Origin of the sequence: Leifsonia sp. 21MFCrub1.1 (assembly GCF_900107895.1) — a bacterium.
Classification (GTDB): domain Bacteria; phylum Actinomycetota; class Actinomycetes; order Actinomycetales; family Microbacteriaceae; genus Leifsonia; species Leifsonia soli.
This window is the reverse complement of record NZ_LT629867.1, coordinates 2,255,113-2,273,036: the sequence shown is the minus strand read 5'-3', so window position 1 is coordinate 2,273,036 and position 17,924 is coordinate 2,255,113. Positions and strand designations below refer to the sequence as shown.

Annotated in this window: 15 protein-coding genes and 1 tRNA gene; 13 read left to right on the top strand and 3 right to left on the bottom strand. The window is 71.0% G+C overall.

The window, feature by feature from the left end:
* Positions 1-28 precede the first annotated feature (28 nt).
* The gene (locus BLW09_RS10785; protein WP_089912231.1) at positions 29-1,378 is read right to left on the bottom strand and encodes a zinc-dependent metalloprotease; all 1,350 of its coding nucleotides are present in this window, start codon (positions 1,376-1,378) and stop codon (positions 29-31) included.
* Positions 1,379-1,582: 204 nt separating this feature from the next.
* Between BLW09_RS10785 and BLW09_RS10780 the strand changes: the two genes are divergently transcribed.
* From BLW09_RS10780 to BLW09_RS10765, 4 genes are all read left to right on the top strand, one after another.
* Positions 1,583-2,722, top strand: coding sequence for a YlbL family protein (locus BLW09_RS10780; protein ID WP_089912228.1), 1,140 nt, complete (start codon positions 1,583-1,585; stop codon positions 2,720-2,722).
* A gap of 86 nt (positions 2,723-2,808) precedes the next feature.
* The gene (locus BLW09_RS10775) at positions 2,809-5,748 is read left to right on the top strand and encodes a UPF0182 family membrane protein (protein WP_231946791.1); all 2,940 of its coding nucleotides are present in this window, start codon (positions 2,809-2,811) and stop codon (positions 5,746-5,748) included.
* Between the two features lie 218 nt (positions 5,749-5,966).
* Positions 5,967-7,160, top strand: coding sequence for an ROK family transcriptional regulator (locus tag BLW09_RS10770; protein WP_089912221.1), 1,194 nt, complete (start codon positions 5,967-5,969; stop codon positions 7,158-7,160).
* Positions 7,160-7,633, top strand: a complete 474-nt coding sequence (locus tag BLW09_RS10765) for a hypothetical protein (RefSeq protein WP_089912219.1) — start codon at positions 7,160-7,162, stop codon at positions 7,631-7,633. The genes BLW09_RS10770 and BLW09_RS10765 overlap by 1 nt, the downstream gene beginning before the upstream one ends.
* 16 nt (positions 7,634-7,649) lie before the next feature.
* Here BLW09_RS10765 and BLW09_RS10760 read toward each other — a convergent pair whose 3' ends face one another.
* Entirely contained in the window at positions 7,650-8,789 is a 1,140-nt protein-coding gene (locus tag BLW09_RS10760) for an ROK family transcriptional regulator (protein ID WP_089912216.1), read from the bottom strand.
* A gap of 128 nt (positions 8,790-8,917) precedes the next feature.
* Here BLW09_RS10760 and BLW09_RS10755 point away from each other — a divergent pair, with 128 nt between their 5' ends.
* Positions 8,918-11,254, top strand: a complete 2,337-nt coding sequence (locus BLW09_RS10755) for a S1/P1 Nuclease (protein WP_231946790.1) — start codon at positions 8,918-8,920, stop codon at positions 11,252-11,254.
* A gap of 32 nt (positions 11,255-11,286) precedes the next feature.
* Here the strand turns inward: BLW09_RS10755 and BLW09_RS10750 are convergent.
* Positions 11,287-11,360 (bottom strand) — tRNA-Met (locus BLW09_RS10750).
* 119 nt (positions 11,361-11,479) lie between these two features.
* Between BLW09_RS10750 and BLW09_RS10745 the strand changes: the two genes are divergently transcribed.
* The 8 genes from BLW09_RS10745 to BLW09_RS10710 are packed head-to-tail and all read left to right on the top strand — an operon-like array spanning position 11,480 to position 17,909.
* Positions 11,480-12,562 (top strand): response regulator, encoded by a 1,083-nt coding sequence (locus tag BLW09_RS10745; protein WP_089912213.1) that lies wholly within the window; start codon positions 11,480-11,482, stop codon positions 12,560-12,562.
* Positions 12,559-13,572 carry an ATP-grasp domain-containing protein gene (locus BLW09_RS10740; RefSeq protein ID WP_089912210.1) on the top strand — a complete coding sequence of 338 codons (1,014 nt, stop codon included), beginning with the start codon at positions 12,559-12,561 and terminating at the stop codon, positions 13,570-13,572. The genes BLW09_RS10745 and BLW09_RS10740 overlap by 4 nt, the downstream gene beginning before the upstream one ends.
* A complete protein-coding gene (locus BLW09_RS10735) occupies positions 13,569-14,357 on the top strand; it encodes a PHP domain-containing protein (RefSeq protein WP_089912207.1) in 789 nt (262 codons plus the stop codon). The genes BLW09_RS10740 and BLW09_RS10735 overlap by 4 nt, the downstream gene beginning before the upstream one ends.
* Positions 14,354-14,536 (top strand): hypothetical protein, encoded by a 183-nt coding sequence (locus BLW09_RS10730; RefSeq protein ID WP_089912204.1) that lies wholly within the window; start codon positions 14,354-14,356, stop codon positions 14,534-14,536. Before BLW09_RS10735 ends, BLW09_RS10730 begins: the two co-directional genes overlap by 4 nt.
* A complete protein-coding gene (locus BLW09_RS10725) occupies positions 14,529-14,921 on the top strand; it encodes a response regulator (protein ID WP_089912201.1) in 393 nt (130 codons plus the stop codon). The genes BLW09_RS10730 and BLW09_RS10725 overlap by 8 nt, the downstream gene beginning before the upstream one ends.
* The gene (locus tag BLW09_RS10720) at positions 14,918-16,696 is read left to right on the top strand and encodes a sensor histidine kinase (RefSeq protein ID WP_089912198.1); all 1,779 of its coding nucleotides are present in this window, start codon (positions 14,918-14,920) and stop codon (positions 16,694-16,696) included. Before BLW09_RS10725 ends, BLW09_RS10720 begins: the two co-directional genes overlap by 4 nt.
* Entirely contained in the window at positions 16,693-17,529 is an 837-nt protein-coding gene (locus BLW09_RS10715; protein ID WP_089912196.1) for a carbon-nitrogen hydrolase family protein, read from the top strand. Before BLW09_RS10720 ends, BLW09_RS10715 begins: the two co-directional genes overlap by 4 nt.
* Entirely contained in the window at positions 17,529-17,909 is a 381-nt protein-coding gene (locus BLW09_RS10710; RefSeq protein WP_089912193.1) for a hypothetical protein, read from the top strand. The genes BLW09_RS10715 and BLW09_RS10710 overlap by 1 nt, the downstream gene beginning before the upstream one ends.
* Positions 17,910-17,924: the final 15 nt, after the last annotated feature.

Sequence of the window (17,924 nt, the reverse complement as noted above, 5' to 3'; positions counted from 1 at the left end):
CCGACGACGAGCCCCGGTCATCCACAGGTCAGCCCTCGGTCGGCCGCTCCCGGTCGTCGCGGAGGAGGTCCTCGATGGCCTGGTCGAGCGCGTCCTGCTCGGGCTGCTGACCGGTCGCGGTCGCGGTGAGGCGCGCGACCAGCGCGGACGGGTCGTCGAGGTCCGACGACTGCGGAAGGAGGTCGGGATGCGACCACAGGTCGTCGCGGGCGTCCATGCCGACCGCATCGGTCACGGCCTGCCACATCGCGGCGGCGTCGCGCAGCCGGCGCGGGCGCAGCTCCAGGCCGACGAGTGTCGAGAAGGCCGACTCCGCCGGTCCGCCCGACGCGCGGCGACGGCGGACCGTCTCGGCGATCGCGTCCGCGCGGGGGAGCAGGCGCGTTGCATTGGCGGTGACGACGTCCACCCAGCCCTCGACCAGCGCGAGCACGGTCTCGAGGCGCGCGAGCGCCTCCTGCTGCTCCTCCGTGCGCGGCGGGATCAGCCGGCCGCTGACCATCGCCTCGCGCAGCTCGTCGGGGTTCGACGGGTCGAAGTTCTCGGCCAGCGACTCCAGAGCGTCGGTGTCGATGGTGATGCCCTTGGCGAACGCGGTGATCTGCGTGATCAGCTGCAGGCGCAGCCACTTGGCGTGCCGGAACAGCCGGGCGTGCGCGAGCTCGCGCACCGCCAGGTACAGCTGGATCTGGTCGTCGGGGATGTCGAGGCCGTCGCCGAACTCCGCCACGTTCTGGGGGAGCAGCGCGGCCGTGCCGTCGGGCAGCAGCGGGATGCCGATGTCGCCTCCGGAGACGACCTCCTTGGAGAGCTGGCCGACCACCTGACCGAGCTGCATGGCGAACAGCGCGCCGCCGATGGAGCGCATGACCTGTCCGGCGTTCGCCAGCATGGCCTGCATCTCCTCCGGCGCCTGCTCGGCGAGCACGCGGGTGAGTGCGTCCGAGATGCTGAGCGCGACCGGCTCGGCCAGCTGGGTCCAGAGCGGCATGGTCTGCCGCGCCCACTCCGCGCGCCCGATCAGCTCGGGCGTCGCGCTGAGTCCGGCGACCCCGGTCGCCTGGTCGAGCCAGAGGGCGGCGACGTGGAAGGCCTGGTCGAGGGAGGCGCGCTCGGCGGGAGTGACCGCGTGAGCGCCCTCGGCGGCGAGCTGGCGCGCCTGCTGCTCGGCGATGTCCCAGTTGATGCCGCCGCCCGGATTCATCAGCGCGTTCTGCAGCTGTCCGAGCAGGGCCTGGATGCTGGCGGGGTCGTTCGGGAGGCCCGCAGCGCCGGCGAGGCGGCTCGGGTCGATCGATGCGCCGTTCCCCGACAGGAACTGGTTCAGCATGTCGCGGAACTCGTCGTCGTCCCGCTCCTCGTTCTGGTCGTCGGCCATCGTCGTTCCCTACTCCTCGAAGTGTGCCGGCCGTCCGGTGAGCAGCCGTCGGGCTCGGCTTCAGGCTTGTCATCTACGCTAGCCGCTGGCGCCGGGGTGCCGGGTGGGAATTGCCCTATGCTCGCATCCGGACCGTGCGCCTGTGGCGAACACGACCGGAAGGGCGTTCGCCGCCGCCGGACCACCTGACGAGAGGACGCCCCCGTGACGCTGTTCAGCGACGAGGACCCGACGCTGCCCGCCGAGGAGCGCGCCCGCGTCGCACCGCCCCGCCGCGTCATCGTCGGATGGGTCGCCATCGCCATCGCCGCCGTCCTCGCGCTGGTGCTCGCGCTCGTTCCTGCGCCGTTCGTCATCGAGCAGCCCGGACCCGTCTACAACACGCTCGGAACCGACGAGCAGGTGGGCGCGAAGGGCAGCGGCGACGCCAAGGAGCTCATCAGCATCCCGGACAAGAAGACGTACCCCACCTCCGGGTCGCTCGATCTGCTCACCGTCTCGGTCGTCGGCAACCCGGAGCAGCGCCCGTCGTGGCTCGAGATCGCCGGCGCCTGGTTCCAGCCGAGCAAGGCCGTGCTGCCCTTGGAGTCCGTGTTCCCGCCCGGCACGACCACCGAGCAGTCGAACGCCGAGAACGCCGCGCTCATGGTCGACTCGCAGCAGGATGCTATTGCAGCGGCGCTCAACGAGCTCGGCTACACCTTCCCCGAGAGCGTTGCCGTGAAGCAGCTGATCAAGGACACTCCCGCCGCCGGGGTCCTGAAGGTGGGGGACGAGATCGTCTCCGTCAACGGGGAGAAGATCTCCAGCGTCGACGAGCTCCGCGCCGCGGTGAAGAAGAACGGGACGTCCAAGCCCGCCGAACTCGGGATCGTGCGCGACGGCGCGGCGATGACGGTCTCGATCACCCCGACCGAGTCGCAGGGTCAGGTGGTCCTCGGCATCGGCGCCGGGATGGACTATACCTTCCCGTTCGACGTGAAGATCCAGCTCAACGATGTGGGCGGCCCGAGCGCCGGCCAGATGTTCGCGCTCGGGATCATCGACAAGCTGACGCCCGGCCCTCTCAACGGCGGCAAGCGCATCGCCGGGACGGGAACGATCGACAACACGGGCGAGATCGGTCCGATCGGCGGGATCCGGCAGAAGATGTACGCCGCGCGCGACGACGGGAAGGCCGACTACTTCCTCGCGCCCGCCGCGAACTGCGACGAGGTCAGCGGCCACATTCCGGCCGGACTGCGCGTGTTCGCCGTGAAGACGCTGGACGACTCGCTCAAAGTGCTGAAGGCCGTGCGCGAGGGATCGAGCATGTCCGGCCTCGCCACTTGCCCCGCCCGGTGAGTGCATGGTCGCGTAGCAGCGTTCTCCAAGCGTCTCTTGCCTAGGATGGGTCACATCCCCGCCACGCGAGACCAAGAAGGCCATACGTGAGTTCAACAGCAGCAGCTCGACCCGCAGGCCGCCGGCGCGCGGCCATCTGGATCACTCTCGGGGTGATCGTCGCGGTGGTCATCCTGTTCTTCGTCTTCGCAGGGCTGTACGCCGACATCCTCTGGTACGACCAGGTCGGCTACCTCCAGGTGCTCACCACCCAGTGGTTCGCGGGCATCGCCATGTTCTTCATCGGCTTCTTCGGGATGGCGCTTCCGCTCTGGCTGTCCATCCAGCTCGCCTACCGGCTGCGGCCGGTCTACGCCAAGCTCAACTCGCAGCTCGACCGCTACCAGCAGGTCATCGAGCCGCTGCGTCGTCTCGCGATGTACGGCATCCCGATCGTCTTCGGCATCTTCGCCGGGGTCTCGACGGCGAGCCGCTGGCAGACGGCGGCGCTCTGGCTGAACGGCACCGCCTACGGCAAGACCGATCCGCTGTTCCACCTCGACATCGGCTTCTACCTCTTCGCGCTGCCGTTCTACCGCAGCGCGGTCGGCTTCGCCTCCGCGGTCGTCCTGATCTCCCTGCTGGCGACCCTCGCCACCACCTACCTGTACGGCTCGATCCGGGTCAGCGGCCGCGAGGTGCGCATCTCGCGTGCGGCGCGCGTCCAGATCTCGGTGATCGCCGCGCTGTACCTCCTGCTGCAGGGCGTCAGCATCTGGCTCGACCGCTACGCCACGGTGACCGACTCCAACGTCAACGACATGATCAACGGCGCGGCGTACACCGACGTGAACGCCACGATCCCCGGGCGCGCGATCCTCGCAGGAGCGGCGGTCTTCGTCGCCATCCTGTTCGTGCTGACCGCCTTCATCGGCCGCTGGCGGTTCCCGATGGTCGGTACCGCGCTTCTCATCGTCGCCGCCCTGGTGGTCGGTGCGATCGTGCCGTGGGTTGTCCAGCGGTTCCAGGTCGACCCCAGCCAGAAGACGCTGGAGTCGCCGTACGTTCAGAAGGGGATCGACTACACCCGCGAGGCCTACGGGCTCAGCGACATCGAGACCATCCCCTACAACGCGAAGACCACCGCCGAGCAGGGCGCGCTCCGTCAGGACGCCCAGACCACCGCGCAGATCCGCATCCTCGACCCTGCCGTCGTCAGCCCGTCGTTCCGCCAGCTGCAGCAGTTCCGGCAGTACTACGCCTTCCCCGAGAAGCTGAACGTGGACCGCTACGAGGTCGGTGGCACCCAGCAGGATGCGGTGGTCGCCGTCCGCGAGCTGCAGCAGTCCGGTCTCGGCGGCACGCGCAACTGGTTCAACGACACCATCGTCTACACGCACGGCTACGGACTGGTCGCCGCCTACGGCAACCAGCGCTCTCCCGACGGCCAGCCGGTCTTCATGGAGTCCGGCATCCCGACCACCGGGACGCTGGGCACGTACCAGCCCCGCATCTACTTCGGCGAGCAGTCGCCGACCTACTCGATCGTCGGCGGCCCGAAGGGCGGGAAGGCGGTCGAGCTCGACTACCCCGGCGGCTCGGACGGCGCGCAGCAGACCTACACGACGTTCAGCGGCAACGGCGGCCCGAAGCTCGACAACATCTTCAAGCGGCTGGTGTACGCGCTGAAGTTCCAGGACGAGCAGATCGTGCTTTCGGACGCGGTCAACAGCAACTCGCAGATCCTCTACGACCGCGACCCGATCAAGCGCGTGCAGAAGGTCGCCCCGTACCTCACCCTCGACACGCAGGCCTACCCGGCGGTCGTGGACGGGCGCGTCAAGTGGATCGTCGACGGCTACACGACGAGCGACCAGTTCCCGTACTCGCACGTCGGCAGCCTCAGCGACGCGACGGCGGACAAGGACACCCCGAAGCCCGCATACGCGTTCGACGACATCAACTACATCCGCAACTCGGTGAAGGCCACGGTCGACGCCTACGACGGCTCGGTCACGCTGTACGCCTGGGACACCACGGACCCTGTGCTCAAGACGTGGGAGAAGGTCTTCCCGACCACCGTCAAGCCGGTGAGCGACATGAGCGCGCAGCTGATGAGCCACGTGCGCTACCCGTCCGACCTGTTCAAGGTGCAGCGGTCGGTGCTCGGCCAGTACCACGTCGACGACGCCGGCTCGTTCTACTCCCGCGAGGACGCCTGGACGACGCCGAACGACCCGACCTCGCCGTCGAGCAACCCGGCCTTGCAGCCGCCGTACTACCTGACGATGAAGATGCCCGGTCAGGACGCCCCGGCGTTCTCGCTGTACTCGACCTTCATCCCGGCGGGCACGAGCGAGTCGAGCAGGTCGGTGCTCAAGGGCTATCTGGCGGTGGATGCGGATGCCGGCGACACGAAGGGGAAGGTCTCGTCCGGCTACGGCAAGCTGAGACTCCTCCAGCTGCCGTCGAGCGACACCATCCCGGGTCCCGGACAGATGCAGAACCAGTTCGACTCCGATCCGACCGTCTCGCAGCAGCTGAACCTGCTGCGCCAGGGGAAATCGGAGGTCATCAACGGCAACCTGCTGACCCTGCCGGTCGGTGGCGGCCTGCTCTACGTGCAGCCGGTCTACGTCCGGTCGTCGGGGGAGACCAGCTACCCGCTGCTGCAGAAGGTGCTCGTCGCTTTCGGCGACAAGATCGAGTTCGAGGACACCCTGGATCAGGCGCTGGATGCGCTCTTCGGCGGCGACTCGGGTGCGACGGCCGGTGACAACAACGTGCCGACCGAGGGTGGTGGAACCGGCGGTCAGACCGGCGGCGGGACCACCGGCGGCGGCGAGCAGACCGGGGGAGGGACCGGCGGCTCCGCGGCAGGCAACACGGCCCTGCAGGAGGCGCTGCAGCGCGCGAACCAGGCGCTCAGCGACAGCCAGGCCGCTCTCAAGTCCGGCGACTGGACCGCATACGGCGAAGCCCAGAAGCGTCTGCAGCAGGCGATCTCCGACGCCGTCGCGGCGGAGGGGCAGCCCGCCGCCAAGTAGTCCGCCGCAGCGAACGGCTGAGACGGCCCGTGCGTTCTCGCGCGGGCCGTCTCGCGTTCCGTGACCGACCCGTGTGGATACCGAACGTCGGAGCTCCGCGCCCCGCTGTCGGCGATCCGAGCCGCCGTATGCTCGGCCGCCGTGCGAAGTACGGAATCCGACAAGACGAATGCCGCAGACTCTTGCGCCGACTTTGATTGTCAGCTTTACTAACAAACATGTCGATCGACCTGGCCAAGCGCACCGCCGCCGCCGATCGGGGTGCGCCGTCCGACCACGGACTCGTCCCCGGCCGGGCCCTCCGCCCGCGGACGAAGGTGCTGCCGGAGCACGCGCGCGGCCACAACCGCTCGCTCGTGCTGCAGTCGCTGTACCGCTCCGGCCGGGTCAGCCGGGCCGATCTCGCCCGGACGACCGGCCTCACCCGCGTCACGATCTCAGACCTCGTGGGGGAGCTGATCGCCGAGGGGCTCGTGGTGGAGCTCGGCCAGCGCGACGACGCCCGGCCGGGAAAGCCCGCCGTCCTCCTCGACGTGAACCGCGGCGCGACCCAGATCATCGGCGTCGACCTCAGCGAGCACGCCGTCTTCCGTGGCGCCGTCCTCGACATGGACGGCCGCATCCTGCAGACCGCGGAGGTCGAGCTCGCCGGGAGCCGCGGGGAGGAAGCGACCGCCAAGGTGCTCGCCCTCGTCGACCGTCTCGTCGCGGCGACCACGGCGCCCGTGCTCGGCATCGGCATCGGGTCGCCCGGCATCGTCGAGGCCGACGGGGTCGTGGCGACCGCCCCGAACCTCGGCTGGGTCGACGAGCCGCTGCAGCACCGGATCGCCGAGCGCACCGGACTCCCGGTCTTCGTCGCGAACGACGCGAACGTCGCCGTCCTGGCCGAGCACGGCTTCGCCGACGCGCAGGGCGACATGATGCTCGTCAAGGTCGGCCACGGTGTCGGCTCCGGCCTGCTGGTCGCCGGCGCGCTGGTCTTCGGCAGCCGCTTCGCCGCCGGCGAGATCGGCCAGGTCATGGTCGGCACGGATGCCGGGCCGGAAGCGCCGTACGACCGCGAGCGCTGCCTGGAGGCGTGGCTGGCCGTTCCGCGGCTGGAGTCGCGCGTGGCCGCCGCCGAAGCGGTCGGGGCGCCGACGGAGCCGGTGCTGCGAGAGGCCGGCCAGCGCCTCGGCGTCGCCCTCGCGCCCATCGTCGGAGCGCTGAACCTGTCGGAGGTCGTCCTCGCCGGTCCGGAGGAGCTGCTCGACGGGGTGCTCCTGGACGCGGTGCGCGAGACCCTCCGCAATCGCACGATGGCGGGCTTCCACTCCGGCGTCACGGTCCGGATGACGAGTCAGGGTCGCGACATCGTGCTGCGCGGGTGCGTCGTCATGGTGCTGTCCGCGCAGCTGGGGGTGTCGTGATGACGCTGCTCGCCGACGCGGACCTCGACGTCGATGCCGCACTGTCGTTCCGGTTCGCCCCCGGAGTGCAGGACAGGCTCGCCGCGTTCCGGGGGCGGTGCACCGTCGTTCGGCTGGCGACGCTCGACAACGAGGTGCTGGGCGTTCCACGGTGGTACACGCTGCAGGAGGCGTGGGCCGAGCCGGGGAGCGCCACCGCGGCATCCTGGTCGGGCAACCCGGTCGTCGCGGTCGGGCCGTCGGACGACCCCGAGCTGGTTCTCGCCACGGGGACGCCCGTCGTGGTGGTCGGCGCGGACAACGCGGCCGCCCGGTGGACCCGGCAGGTCGTGGATGCGGTGCGGGCGACGTGCCGTTCAGTGCTCGTGGTGGACATGGGCGGGCGTCCCGATCCCTCGTACGCCGACATCGCGACGTACGGATTCGACCGCCGTCACGGGGCCGCGCTGCTCGGACTGCTGACCGGCCGCTGACCTGCCGGTGATCCCGTCAGCGCGCCCAGCTGACCCCGAGCGCCGACTTCAGCGCGTACTGCGCCGCCCCGCGGTAGGGGTGCTCCTGCGGAACGCGGGCGTACCGGAAGCTGAGCGGCATGGCCGCCTTGACGGGATGCCGGGCCGCCTCGGCGCGCAGGTGGCCGATGAACTCCGGCCCGAGGCGAGGCGCAGCACCGCCGAGCACGATGTTCGGGACGTCGAGCGCCGCGGCGACGAGCAGGAGGGCGCGGGCGAGCACGCGCGCGCCGTCCGCGATCCGTTCCCGGGAGTCCGGAGCGGCGGCGAGGGCGGCGAGGTCGAGGGCCTCGAGGTCGGTGCCGTGGGGGAGTCCGAGCAGACTGGTCACCGAGACGACCTCCTCGAGGCAGCCGCGGTTGCCGCAGGCGCAGAGCGGCGCTTCCGGCCCGAACAGCACGGGCACGTGGCCGATCTCGCCGGCGCGGTGGGCGGCGCCGCTGACGACCTCGCCGTCGATGATGACGGCCGCACCCACTCCGGTGCTCAGTGAGACGAACAACTGGTTCGCCCCGAAATCGTCCGACGTGATCGCGTCGGCGATCGCCTCCGCGTCGGCGTCGTTGATGAGGTGGATGGGCGCATCGACGATCCCGGAGAGCTCGCGTGCGAGGTCGACATCCGTCCATCCCAGCTGCACCGACTCGCGGATCAGCGTGCCGTCGGCGATGCCGGGGACCTGGACGCCGACCGCCACGATCCGCGCCGAGGTGGAGGCGACCAGCCGTCGCGCGACGGAGCGCACGTCCTCGAGGGACCCGGGGGTCGCCGCACGGTGCGTGACCGTGGCGAGCTCGTCGCCCAGCAGGTCGACGACTGCGCCGCGGACGAGTCCCGGCTGCACGAGCAGGGCGAGCAGGACGTGATTCTCGGCGGCGATGCGGAGGGTGGTCGCGCGCTTCCCCCCGGTGCTCTCGGCGAGCTGCCCTTCGATCACGAGTCCGTCGGCGATGAGCCCGGCGAGCAGGGAGGAGACGGTCGCACTGGTCAGCCCGGTGCGTCGAGCGATGGCCGCCCGGGTCGCCGTGCCGTTCCCCGACAGCACGAGCTGCAGGGCGGTCGTGAGATTCCGCTCGCGGACGGCGGCCTGCGTCGCCTTGCCGTGCTCCTCTGCCACTGTTCTCCCCGCCGTGTCGTTGCGTCATGACACTAGCGAATCCACGATTCCCCCGTTCACCCGGCGGGGCTATCCTGGCGGCGCCCGCGTCCGGCGACGACCGCGTGGGCGAGGGGATGGGGGACGAGATGGACATCCTGGGCGCCGACAGCAGCTTCGCGAGCCTGTCGACAGCGGATCTGCTCGAGGCGCGCGACCTCTACCACTGGCATCTCCTCAACAAGAAGAACGTGGTGGGCACCGCCGTCGGACTCTCCCTGATCCGGAAGAGCGATCCGTGGCCGGTCGGCGAGCGGCCGGATGCCGGAGGAGGCGTCCGCGCAGCGACGCGGGCGCCGGTGCGCGGCGAGCGCACCTTCGACAACTCCGAGGTGCGGGACTACTCGCGCCCGTGCATCCTGGTGCTGGTCGACGCGTGGATCCCCGCGGACCGCTTCGGCTCCGGTGCGGAGCAGGAGTCGCCGGAAGAGCTGGTGCCGAGCACGCTGTACCTCCCCGACGGGCGCACGGTCCCGGTCTGCGTGGTCAAGGTGACGCCCTCCGCCCCCGACGCCTCCGTTCTTCCGCCGCGCACCTGGCCGGCGTCGCGCATCGGGGGCGGCTTCCCGCTCGTCAGCGAGAGCCAGGGCGTGCAGAACCTGGGCAGTGTCGGCACCCTCGTGACGGACGGGCACACCGTGTTCGCGCTGACGAGCCGTCACGTGACCGGGCCGGGGGGGAGCCCTGTCTCGAGCTTCCTCGGCGGATCGCTCTCCGTGGTTGGCCGGGCGAGTGCGCGCCACCTCACCCGACGGCCGTTCGCCGAGGTGTACCCGCAGTTCTCCGGCCGCCGCACCTTCGCGACGCTCGACGTCGGCCTGGTCGAGGTGGACGACGTCACGGCCTGGACGTCGCAAGGCTACGGACTCCCGGCGGCGGGCGCGCTCGCCGACCTCAACGAGCTGAACATCGGCGTCCGGCTCATCGGTGCGCGCGTTCGGGCCTTCGGAGCCGCCTCGGGCGAGCTGCACGGCCGTATCGCGGCGCTCTTCTACCGCTATCGCAGCCGCGGGGGCTTCGACGACGTGACCGACTTCCTGATCGCGCCGGACCCCGAGGCGGCCGGGGATGCGGATCCGGGCGCGGGGGAATCGCGCCCGGGCGATTCCGGCACGGTGTGGTACCTGGTTCCGGCGGGCGACGCTCCGCTCCGCCCGATCGCGGTGCAGTGGGGCGGGCAGGGCTTTTTGGGCGCGTCGGGGGCGGGCTTCGACTTCTCGCTCGCCACCAGCCTCAGCGCCATCCTGCGCCTGCTGGATGTGGAACTGGTCGTCGACTACAACACCGGCCCCCAGCCCTACTGGGGGAAGACCGGCCACTACACGATCGCGACCTTCGCCTGCGAGCGGGCGACGGATGCGAAGCTCCGGACACTGCTGACCGTCAACACGGACAGGATCAGCTTCAGCCTCGCGGGCCTCGGCCACGGCGCCATCGACACGACGACCGTCCAGGCCAAGAGGAACGGCGGCTTCGTCCCGCTCGCCGACGTGCCGGACCTGGTCTGGAAGAACCTGCCGGGCGCGGTGAAGGGCGGCCGCGACACCGCGTTCCGCACCGGGCCGGAGCATCCGAACCACTTCGCCGACATCGATCAGCTCCTCGACGGGACGACGCTCCGGGCGCGCTGCGTCGAGGATCCGGCGAACGTCTCCGTTCCGGTGTGGCAGGACTACTACACACGGCTCGGGCACACCGAGCCCGACAAGCGCGGGCTGCTGCCGTTCCGCGTCCAGCAGTTCTTCGACGAGCTGGTCGCGGCGGTGCGGGCGAAGGACGTCGTCCGGTACGTCGCCGCCGCGGGTCTCGTCGCGCACTACGTCGGCGACGCCTGTCAGCCGCTCCACGGCTCGTTCCTCGCCGACGGCCTCGAGGATGGCACGGGGAAGGGCGTCCACTCCGCCTACGAGTCCACGATGATCGACCGCCACGACGTCGAGATCGTGTCGGGGATCGCCCGCGCGCTCGACGGAGCCGCCCTGCCGCCGCTGGTGACCAGCGGCGCGGAGGCAGCGGTCGCCGTCGTCCGCCTGATGGACCGGTCGGCGACAGCCATCGACCCGCGTGCCCTCGTCAGCGCGTACGCCGCCGTCGCGACGAAGCCCGGCGACTCCACGGTCCGGGTCACGGACGCGCTGTGGACGGCGTTCGGCCCGCTCACGATCGGTGTGCTCGCCGACGGCGCGCTCACTCTGGCGATGCTCTGGCAGAGCGCCTGGAAGGCGGCGGGAGGGGATGCCGCGTTCTCCTCCGGTGCCCTGACCGCGGTCGACACGGCGGCGCTCCAGGCGCTGTACGAGGATCCGGCGTTCGTCCCGTCGCTCACCCTCGACGAGATCGGCCCGGTGCTGCAATCCGCGCCGTCGAGCGGACGCTCCCGCACCTCGGGCGCGCGGCGGAAGACCGCGCAAAAAAAGACCCCCTGATCAGAGAATCCCTGATCAGGGGGTCTTACCGGTTGCGGGGGCAGGATTTGAACCTACGACCTCTGGGTTATGAGCCCAGCGAGCTACCGAGCTGCTCCACCCCGCGGCACAAGAAGAAACTCTAGCACGGGATCGGAGGGGTGGGAAATCGCGAACACCCGCCCGGGCGCGTCCTGTCCTGTGGACCGGCCGTCCTACTAGAGTCGATCCGAGATAGGGGATGCGATGGCGAGTGTCGTGACGAAGTACCGGGTGGTCGTGGTCGAGGACGACCCGGACGTGGCCTTCTTCATGAAGACCGTGCTGGAGAAGCGAGCCGATGCGGTCGCGATCGCGGTCACGGACCCGTCCGTCGCCCTGGCCCGGATCGCCGAGTTCGAACCGGACCTCGTCATCACCGACATCGAGATGCCCGGCATCACCGGCCTCGACCTGCTCAAGGAGCTCCGCGCCGAGTATCCGGGGATGCCGGTCGTCGTGATGACCGCGCACGTCTCGGTCGACTACGCGGTCTCCGCACTCCGGGCGCAGGCCGACGAGTTCCTGAGCAAGCCCGTCGCGTCGGCGGAGCTGGTCGCGATCGTGAACCGGCTCGCCGCCGAGGGGCGGATCAAGCGCGCTGCCGCCCGCCGCCAGGTGGTGCTCGCCGTCGGCGCGCACCCGGACGACGTCGAGATCGGCGTCGGCGGCATCCTCGCCGCCCACCGCGACGCGGGGAACGAGGTCGTCATCCTGACCCTGTCGCGGGGCGCCCGCGGCGGAGACGCCAACGACCGCCAGCACGAGTCCCTCGCGTCCGCCGAGCTGCTGGGCGCCCGGCTGTTCCTCGAAGACCTCGAGGACACCCACATCTCGGCGGCCGACCCGACGGTCGGGATCATCGAGCGCGTCGTCGCCGAGATCCAGCCGGACATCGTCTACACGCACTCGTCCCACGACCGGCACCAGGACCACCGGGCGGTGCACGCCGCGACCAACGTCGCCACCCGTTCCGTGCGCACCGTGTGCTGCTACCAGAGCCCGTCCGCCACCATCGACTTCCGGCCCACCCGCTTCGTCCCGATCGACGGGTTCACCGACACCAAGCTCCAGCTCCTCGACTGCTTCCGCTCGCAGACCGAGTTGCGCGGCTACCTCGAGCCCGACTTCGTGCTCGCGACGGCCCGCTACTGGTCGCGCTTCGGCGGCGGCAAGAACTGCGAGCCCCTCGAGGTGATGCGCGACACCGCCGACATCTCGGTGCCCGCCTCCGCCATCCACTCCGACGCCCGCATCGCCGGGAACCGACTGAACAGGACCGCTGAATGACCGATTCCCCCCGTACCCGCGTCCTGGTGACGGGAGCAGGCGGCCCCGCCGGCGTCGCGGTGATCCGCTCGCTGCTCGCCCGGGACGACGTCGACGTGTACGCCGCCGACATGGACGGATGGGCCAGCGGTCTGTACCTGGTGGAGGAGGGGCGCAGGCGGATCGTGCCGCCGGGGCGGTCGGACGGCTTCGTCGACGCGCTCATCGCGATGAGCCGGGCCGACGGCATCGACGTGCTGTTCTCGACGGTCGACGTCGAGCTCCCCGGGCTCGCCGCTCGCCGCGACGAGCTGGAGGCGGTCGGGACGAAGCTGGCCGCGCCGTCGCACGACACACTGGTCACCTGCCTCGACAAGTTCGCCCTCGTCCAGCGGGTCGGCGACCAGGCGCCCGTCCCGGTCACGCGGCTGCTGAACGCGGAGGGAATCGGCGCCGACTGGACCTTCCCGGTCATCATCAAGCCGCGCAGCGGCGCCGGATCCCGCGGTGTCCGTCTCATCGCGGACCGCGGCACCCTGGAGGCGCTCGGCACCGACGAGAGCATCATCATCCAGGAGAACCTGCCGGGCGAGGAGTTCTCCGTCGACGTGCTCGCCGGGCTCGACGGTGGCGTCATCGCGGCGGTCCCGCGGTCGCGGGAGCGGGTCGACTCCGGCGTCTCGATCGCCGGGCGCACGGTACGGCGGCCGGAGCTCTCGGACACCGCGGCCGCGGTGGCCCGCGCGATCGGTCTGACCGGCGTCGCGAACGTGCAGCTGCGCTACAGCTCCGAGGGAACCCCGGCGCTCCTCGAGGTGAATCCGCGCTTCCCCGGTGCCATGCCGCTGACGATCGCGGCGGGCGTCGACATGCCGTCCCTCCTGCTCGACCTGGTGCTCGGCCGGCCCGTGCCGTCCGCGGTCGACTTCGAGGAGCTCGCGAACGTGCGCTTCCTGGAGGACGTCTTCCTGGCCCCCGCCGACGTGCTCGTCTCCGAGAACGCGGCGCACGCGGAGGGCCTGGAGGAGTGAGCGTGACGGAGGCGGGCCGGCTGCCCGCTCTGCTCCAGGGCGACTTCCACGTCCATTCGACGTTCTCGGACGACGCCCGCAGCACGCTCGCGGAGAACATCGCCGCCGCGTCCTCTGCCGGGCTCCGGACCATCCGCCTCACCGACCACGTGCGCGCCTCGACCACCTGGGTGCCGGAATTCCTCTCCGCCGTCGCGTCGGAGCCGGTGCCCGACGGACTGACCGTCCTGACCGGGGTGGAGGCCAAGCTGCTGGATGCGTCCGGCGCCGTCGACACTCCTTCCGGGCTGGTCGTCGGGCCCGGGGGCGTCGATGCGGTCGTGATCGGCGACCACCAGTTCCCGGGGACCGACGGCCCGTGGTCGCCCACCGCGACGCGCGAGCGGCTCGATGCCGGCCTGGCGGTCGACGATGCGCTCGACCTGCTCATCGAGGGCAGCATCCGCGCCATGGAACGCACGCCGCACGCGCAGCTGGCGCACTGGTTCTCGATCCTGCCGAAGGTCGGCCTCGACGAGGCTCAGCTCGGCGATGAGCGCCTCCTGGCCTGGGCCCAGGCCGCCGCGGCGACCGGGACCATCGTCGAAGTCAACGAGAAGTGGAACTGCCCGGGCCCGGACGCCATCGCGGCGCTGCTGGACGCCGGCGCCCGCATCGTCGCCTCCACCGACAGCCATGTCGCCACGGACGTGGGACGCTACGAGCGCGTCCCCGCCCTGCTCGCCGAAGCCGCGGATCGAGCGGCCGCAGAACGGCCGGCCGCAGAACGTGAGGACGCACGGTGAACGCTGCCCGACACTCCGCAGAACCGCCCGCCGAACTCCCCGCGGGGCTTCGCGAGCGCATCCAGGACGAACTGGAGCGCGACCGCCGTTGGGAGTACCGCCTCCCCGTCTATGGCGGCATCGCCCTCCTGGTCCTCGCCGCGATCGTGGTCGTCCGGACGGTGTTCCTCCATGTCTGAACGCCAGAAGCGCGTCGTGATCGCGGACGACGACGACGACATCCGCGGCCTGATGACCATCGCCGCCAACCGCGCAGGGGTGCAGATCGTCGCGGCCGTCGACAACGGCTCCGCCGCCCTCGCGGCCGTCCAGGCGGGCGGGATCGACCTCGCCGTCCTCGACATCTCGATGCCCGGACTCAACGGGGTGGAGGTGGCCGAGGCGATCCGCGCGGACGACCTCACCCGCTCGACGCTCATCCTGATGGTGTCCGCGTCCGTCCAGCTGCTCACCGACCGCGGGGTCGTCGCCGACCGGTCGGACAGCTTCATCGTGAAGCCGTTCAGCCCGCGCGTGCTGTCGACCCGCATCCGGGAGATGCTCGATCTGGGGGAGCCGGCATGACCCTCGACCGCTGGCTCAGCCGGCTGCCGCTCGACTCGCCGTCCGCCTTCATGAAGCAGGTGCCGACGATCGTCGGCTTCGGCATCGCCGTCGTCATCGCCGTGCTGCCGAACGGCGTGCCGGTCACCAACACCTCCGAGTTCGTGGCCGGTGTCGTGCTCGTGGCCGTCGCGTCGGTCCTCTCGCTCGTGGTGCCCTGGCGGCGGCTCGCGCCGGAGTGGGCCGTCGTCGTGCCGACGTTGTCGCTGCTCGCGGTCGGGCTGCTCCGTCTCGGGACGGGGTCGTCGGCGTCGCCGTTCGTCGTTCTGACCCTGCTTCCGTTCGTCTGGATCGCCTCCGAGGCGGGGCGGATCAACATCCTGATCGCGTCGCTCACGACCTTCGTCGTCCTCCTGGCGCCCCTGGTGGTGGACGGGGCCACCCGGTCCCCGGGCGACGTCGTCCGGGCGTTCTTCTCCCCGGTCATCTACCTGATCGTCGCCATCGTGATCAACGAGATCGCCCACCGGATGCGGGTCCAGCTCGCTGCGGCGCGGGAGGCGGGCGAGCGGCAGGAGACGCTGCTTGCTCAGGCGGTCACCGCGCAGGACGAGCTGGTGCTCAACGAGGCGCGGCTGAAGACGGCGAACCGCCTCATCCAGAGCATCTGGAACGCGGTGACCGAGCAGTCCGTCATCGGCACCGACCTGGACGGCCTCATCGACGTGTGGAACCCCGGCGCCGAGAAGATGCTCGGCCTGACCGAGAAGCAGGTGCTCGACGGCAGGCACCACATCACCGACTTCCACCTCCCGTCGGAGCTGGCGGAGCGGCTGCAGGACATGGATGCGCGGTTCACGACGGTCGCGACCACCGACGAGTTCTCCGCGCTGGTGGACACGGTCCGTGCCGGCTCCGCCGACGTCCGCGACTGGACGTACGTGCGCCCGGACGGCAAGCGCGTCGTCGTGCAGGTGGCGGCGACCCCGCGCCTCGACGAGAACGGCCACCGGGTCGGTTTCATCTTCGTGGCGACGGACATGACGGAGGCGCGCGAGTTCGCCCGCCTCAAGGACGAGTTCGTCGGCCTCATCTCGCACGAGCTGCGGACGCCACTCAGCTCGATCCTCGGGTATCTGGAGCTGCTGCGCGACGACGACGAGGATCCGCTGTCGGAGGAGCAGCTGCAGTACCTGGCGGTCGCCGAACGCAACGCGCACCGGCTGCTCCGCCTCGTCGGCGACCTGCTGTTCACCGCGCAGGTGGAGTCCGGGCGCTTCCCGCTCGACATCAAGGACGTCGAGCTCAGCAGCGTCGTGTCCGCGTCGGTGGAGTCGGCCCGCCCGGCCGCCGCCAACGCCGGGGTGACGCTCGTCGCCGAGGTGCCCGATCACACGGTGGCCGTGCGCGGGGACACCCTGCGGCTCGGTCAGGCGGTCGACAACCTGGTCTCGAACGCGCTCAAGTTCACGCCCTCCGGCGGCACCGTCACGGTGGCTCTGCGCTCGGACGGCGCCCAGGCCGTGATCGCCGTGACCGACACCGGTATCGGCATCCCGGCCGTCGAGCTCAGCCAGCTCTCGCAGCGCTTCTTCCGCGCATCCACCGCGACCCGCAACGCGGTGCCGGGCGTCGGGCTCGGCCTCACCATCACGAAGGCGATCGTGACCGCCCACGGCGGCCGCCTCGACATCGCCAGCGAGGAGGGGGTGGGCACCTCGATCAGCATCGTCCTCCCCGTCGAGACGCCGGCGGCCGTGACCGGCGCCATCCCGCGTGTGGAGGTGACGCCGTGACCGACCGGCCGGCAGAGCTCACGATCGACGACAGCACGATCGCCGTCGCCGTCGCCCAGTTCGCACCAGGAGACGACCGGGTGCGCAACCGGGACACGGCGGCCGGGCTGATCGCCGTCGCCGCGTCCCGCGGCGCCCGCCTCGTCATCCTGCCCGAGTACGCCTCCTACTTCACCGATCCGCTCGGGCCGTCGTTCGCCCGCAACGCCGAGCCGCTCGACGGCGAGTTCGTCGGGGCGCTGACCGCAGCGGCACGCGAGCACGGGCTGTTCGTGGTGGCGGGGCTCGTCGAGCGCACGGACCAGTCGCATCGGTTCTCGAACACCCTCGTCGCGGTGGGGCCGTCCGGCGACGTGCTGGCGACCTACCGCAAGCAGCACCTCTACGACGCGTTCGGTGCGAAGGAGTCGGACTGGGTCGTGCCCGGCGAGCTGGACGAGCCGCAGACGTTCGCGGTGGACGGCGTAACCGTCGGCCTGCAGACGTGCTACGACCTGCGCTTCCCGGAGGTGACGCGGCGCCTGGCCGACGCGGGCGCCCAGCTGGTGGCGGTGCCCGCCGAGTGGGTGCGCGGTCCGCTGAAGGAGTTCCACTGGTCGACGCTGCTCGCGGCCCGCGCCATCGAGAACACCCTGTACGTCGCGGCGGCGGACCATCCGCCGTCGATCGGCGTCGGCTCGAGTGCGATCCTCGATCCGATGGGCGTCACCCTGGCCGGTCTCGGCGACACCACCGGCGTCGCTGTCGCGGAGGTGTCGACCGCACGGGTGCGCGAGGTGCGGGAGCGCAACCCCGCCCTCGCTCTCCGCCGTTACCGGGTGACCCCGCTCTGATGGCGACGACGCACGACTTCTTCCTCGCCGGGGACCCGGAGCAGGGCCGCGGCATCGTCGTCGACGCCCTGCGCGCACAGGGCTTCTCGGTGACGCCCGCGCCCGACGGTGCGTTCGCCGTGCAGCGGGGGAGCACCGCCATGACCGTGCTCTTCGGCGGTCTGTCCGGGTCGCAGCTGCGGATCACCTTTATGCTGCGCTTCCTGACCGATCAGCAGGGAGGCCTGGTCGCCCGGCTGTCGCGCGACCAGGTGGGCGCGGCGGTGAGCGGAGGGGCGATCGGAGCCTCGAAGGCCACGGCCGTGTTCGAGCAGTGCGTCGCCGACATCGGCGGCCGGCTGCGGGCCGCGCACCTGTTCGCGGGCGAGCGCCGCCGGTGACGGCGCGCTGAAGCG

Coding starts and splice junctions, on each gene's coding strand:
- BLW09_RS10785 (WP_089912231.1), bottom strand. CDS start 1,378: ATGGCCGACGACCAGAACGAGGAGCGGGACGACGACGAGTTCCGCGAC.
- BLW09_RS10770 (WP_089912221.1), top strand. CDS start 5,967: ATGTCGATCGACCTGGCCAAGCGCACCGCCGCCGCCGATCGGGGTGCG.
- BLW09_RS10765 (WP_089912219.1), top strand. CDS start 7,160: ATGACGCTGCTCGCCGACGCGGACCTCGACGTCGATGCCGCACTGTCG.
- BLW09_RS10755 (WP_231946790.1), top strand. CDS start 8,918: ATGGACATCCTGGGCGCCGACAGCAGCTTCGCGAGCCTGTCGACAGCG.
- BLW09_RS10745 (WP_089912213.1), top strand. CDS start 11,480: ATGGCGAGTGTCGTGACGAAGTACCGGGTGGTCGTGGTCGAGGACGAC.
- BLW09_RS10740 (WP_089912210.1), top strand. CDS start 12,559: ATGACCGATTCCCCCCGTACCCGCGTCCTGGTGACGGGAGCAGGCGGC.
- BLW09_RS10725 (WP_089912201.1), top strand. CDS start 14,529: ATGTCTGAACGCCAGAAGCGCGTCGTGATCGCGGACGACGACGACGAC.
- BLW09_RS10720 (WP_089912198.1), top strand. CDS start 14,918: ATGACCCTCGACCGCTGGCTCAGCCGGCTGCCGCTCGACTCGCCGTCC.
- BLW09_RS10710 (WP_089912193.1), top strand. CDS start 17,529: ATGGCGACGACGCACGACTTCTTCCTCGCCGGGGACCCGGAGCAGGGC.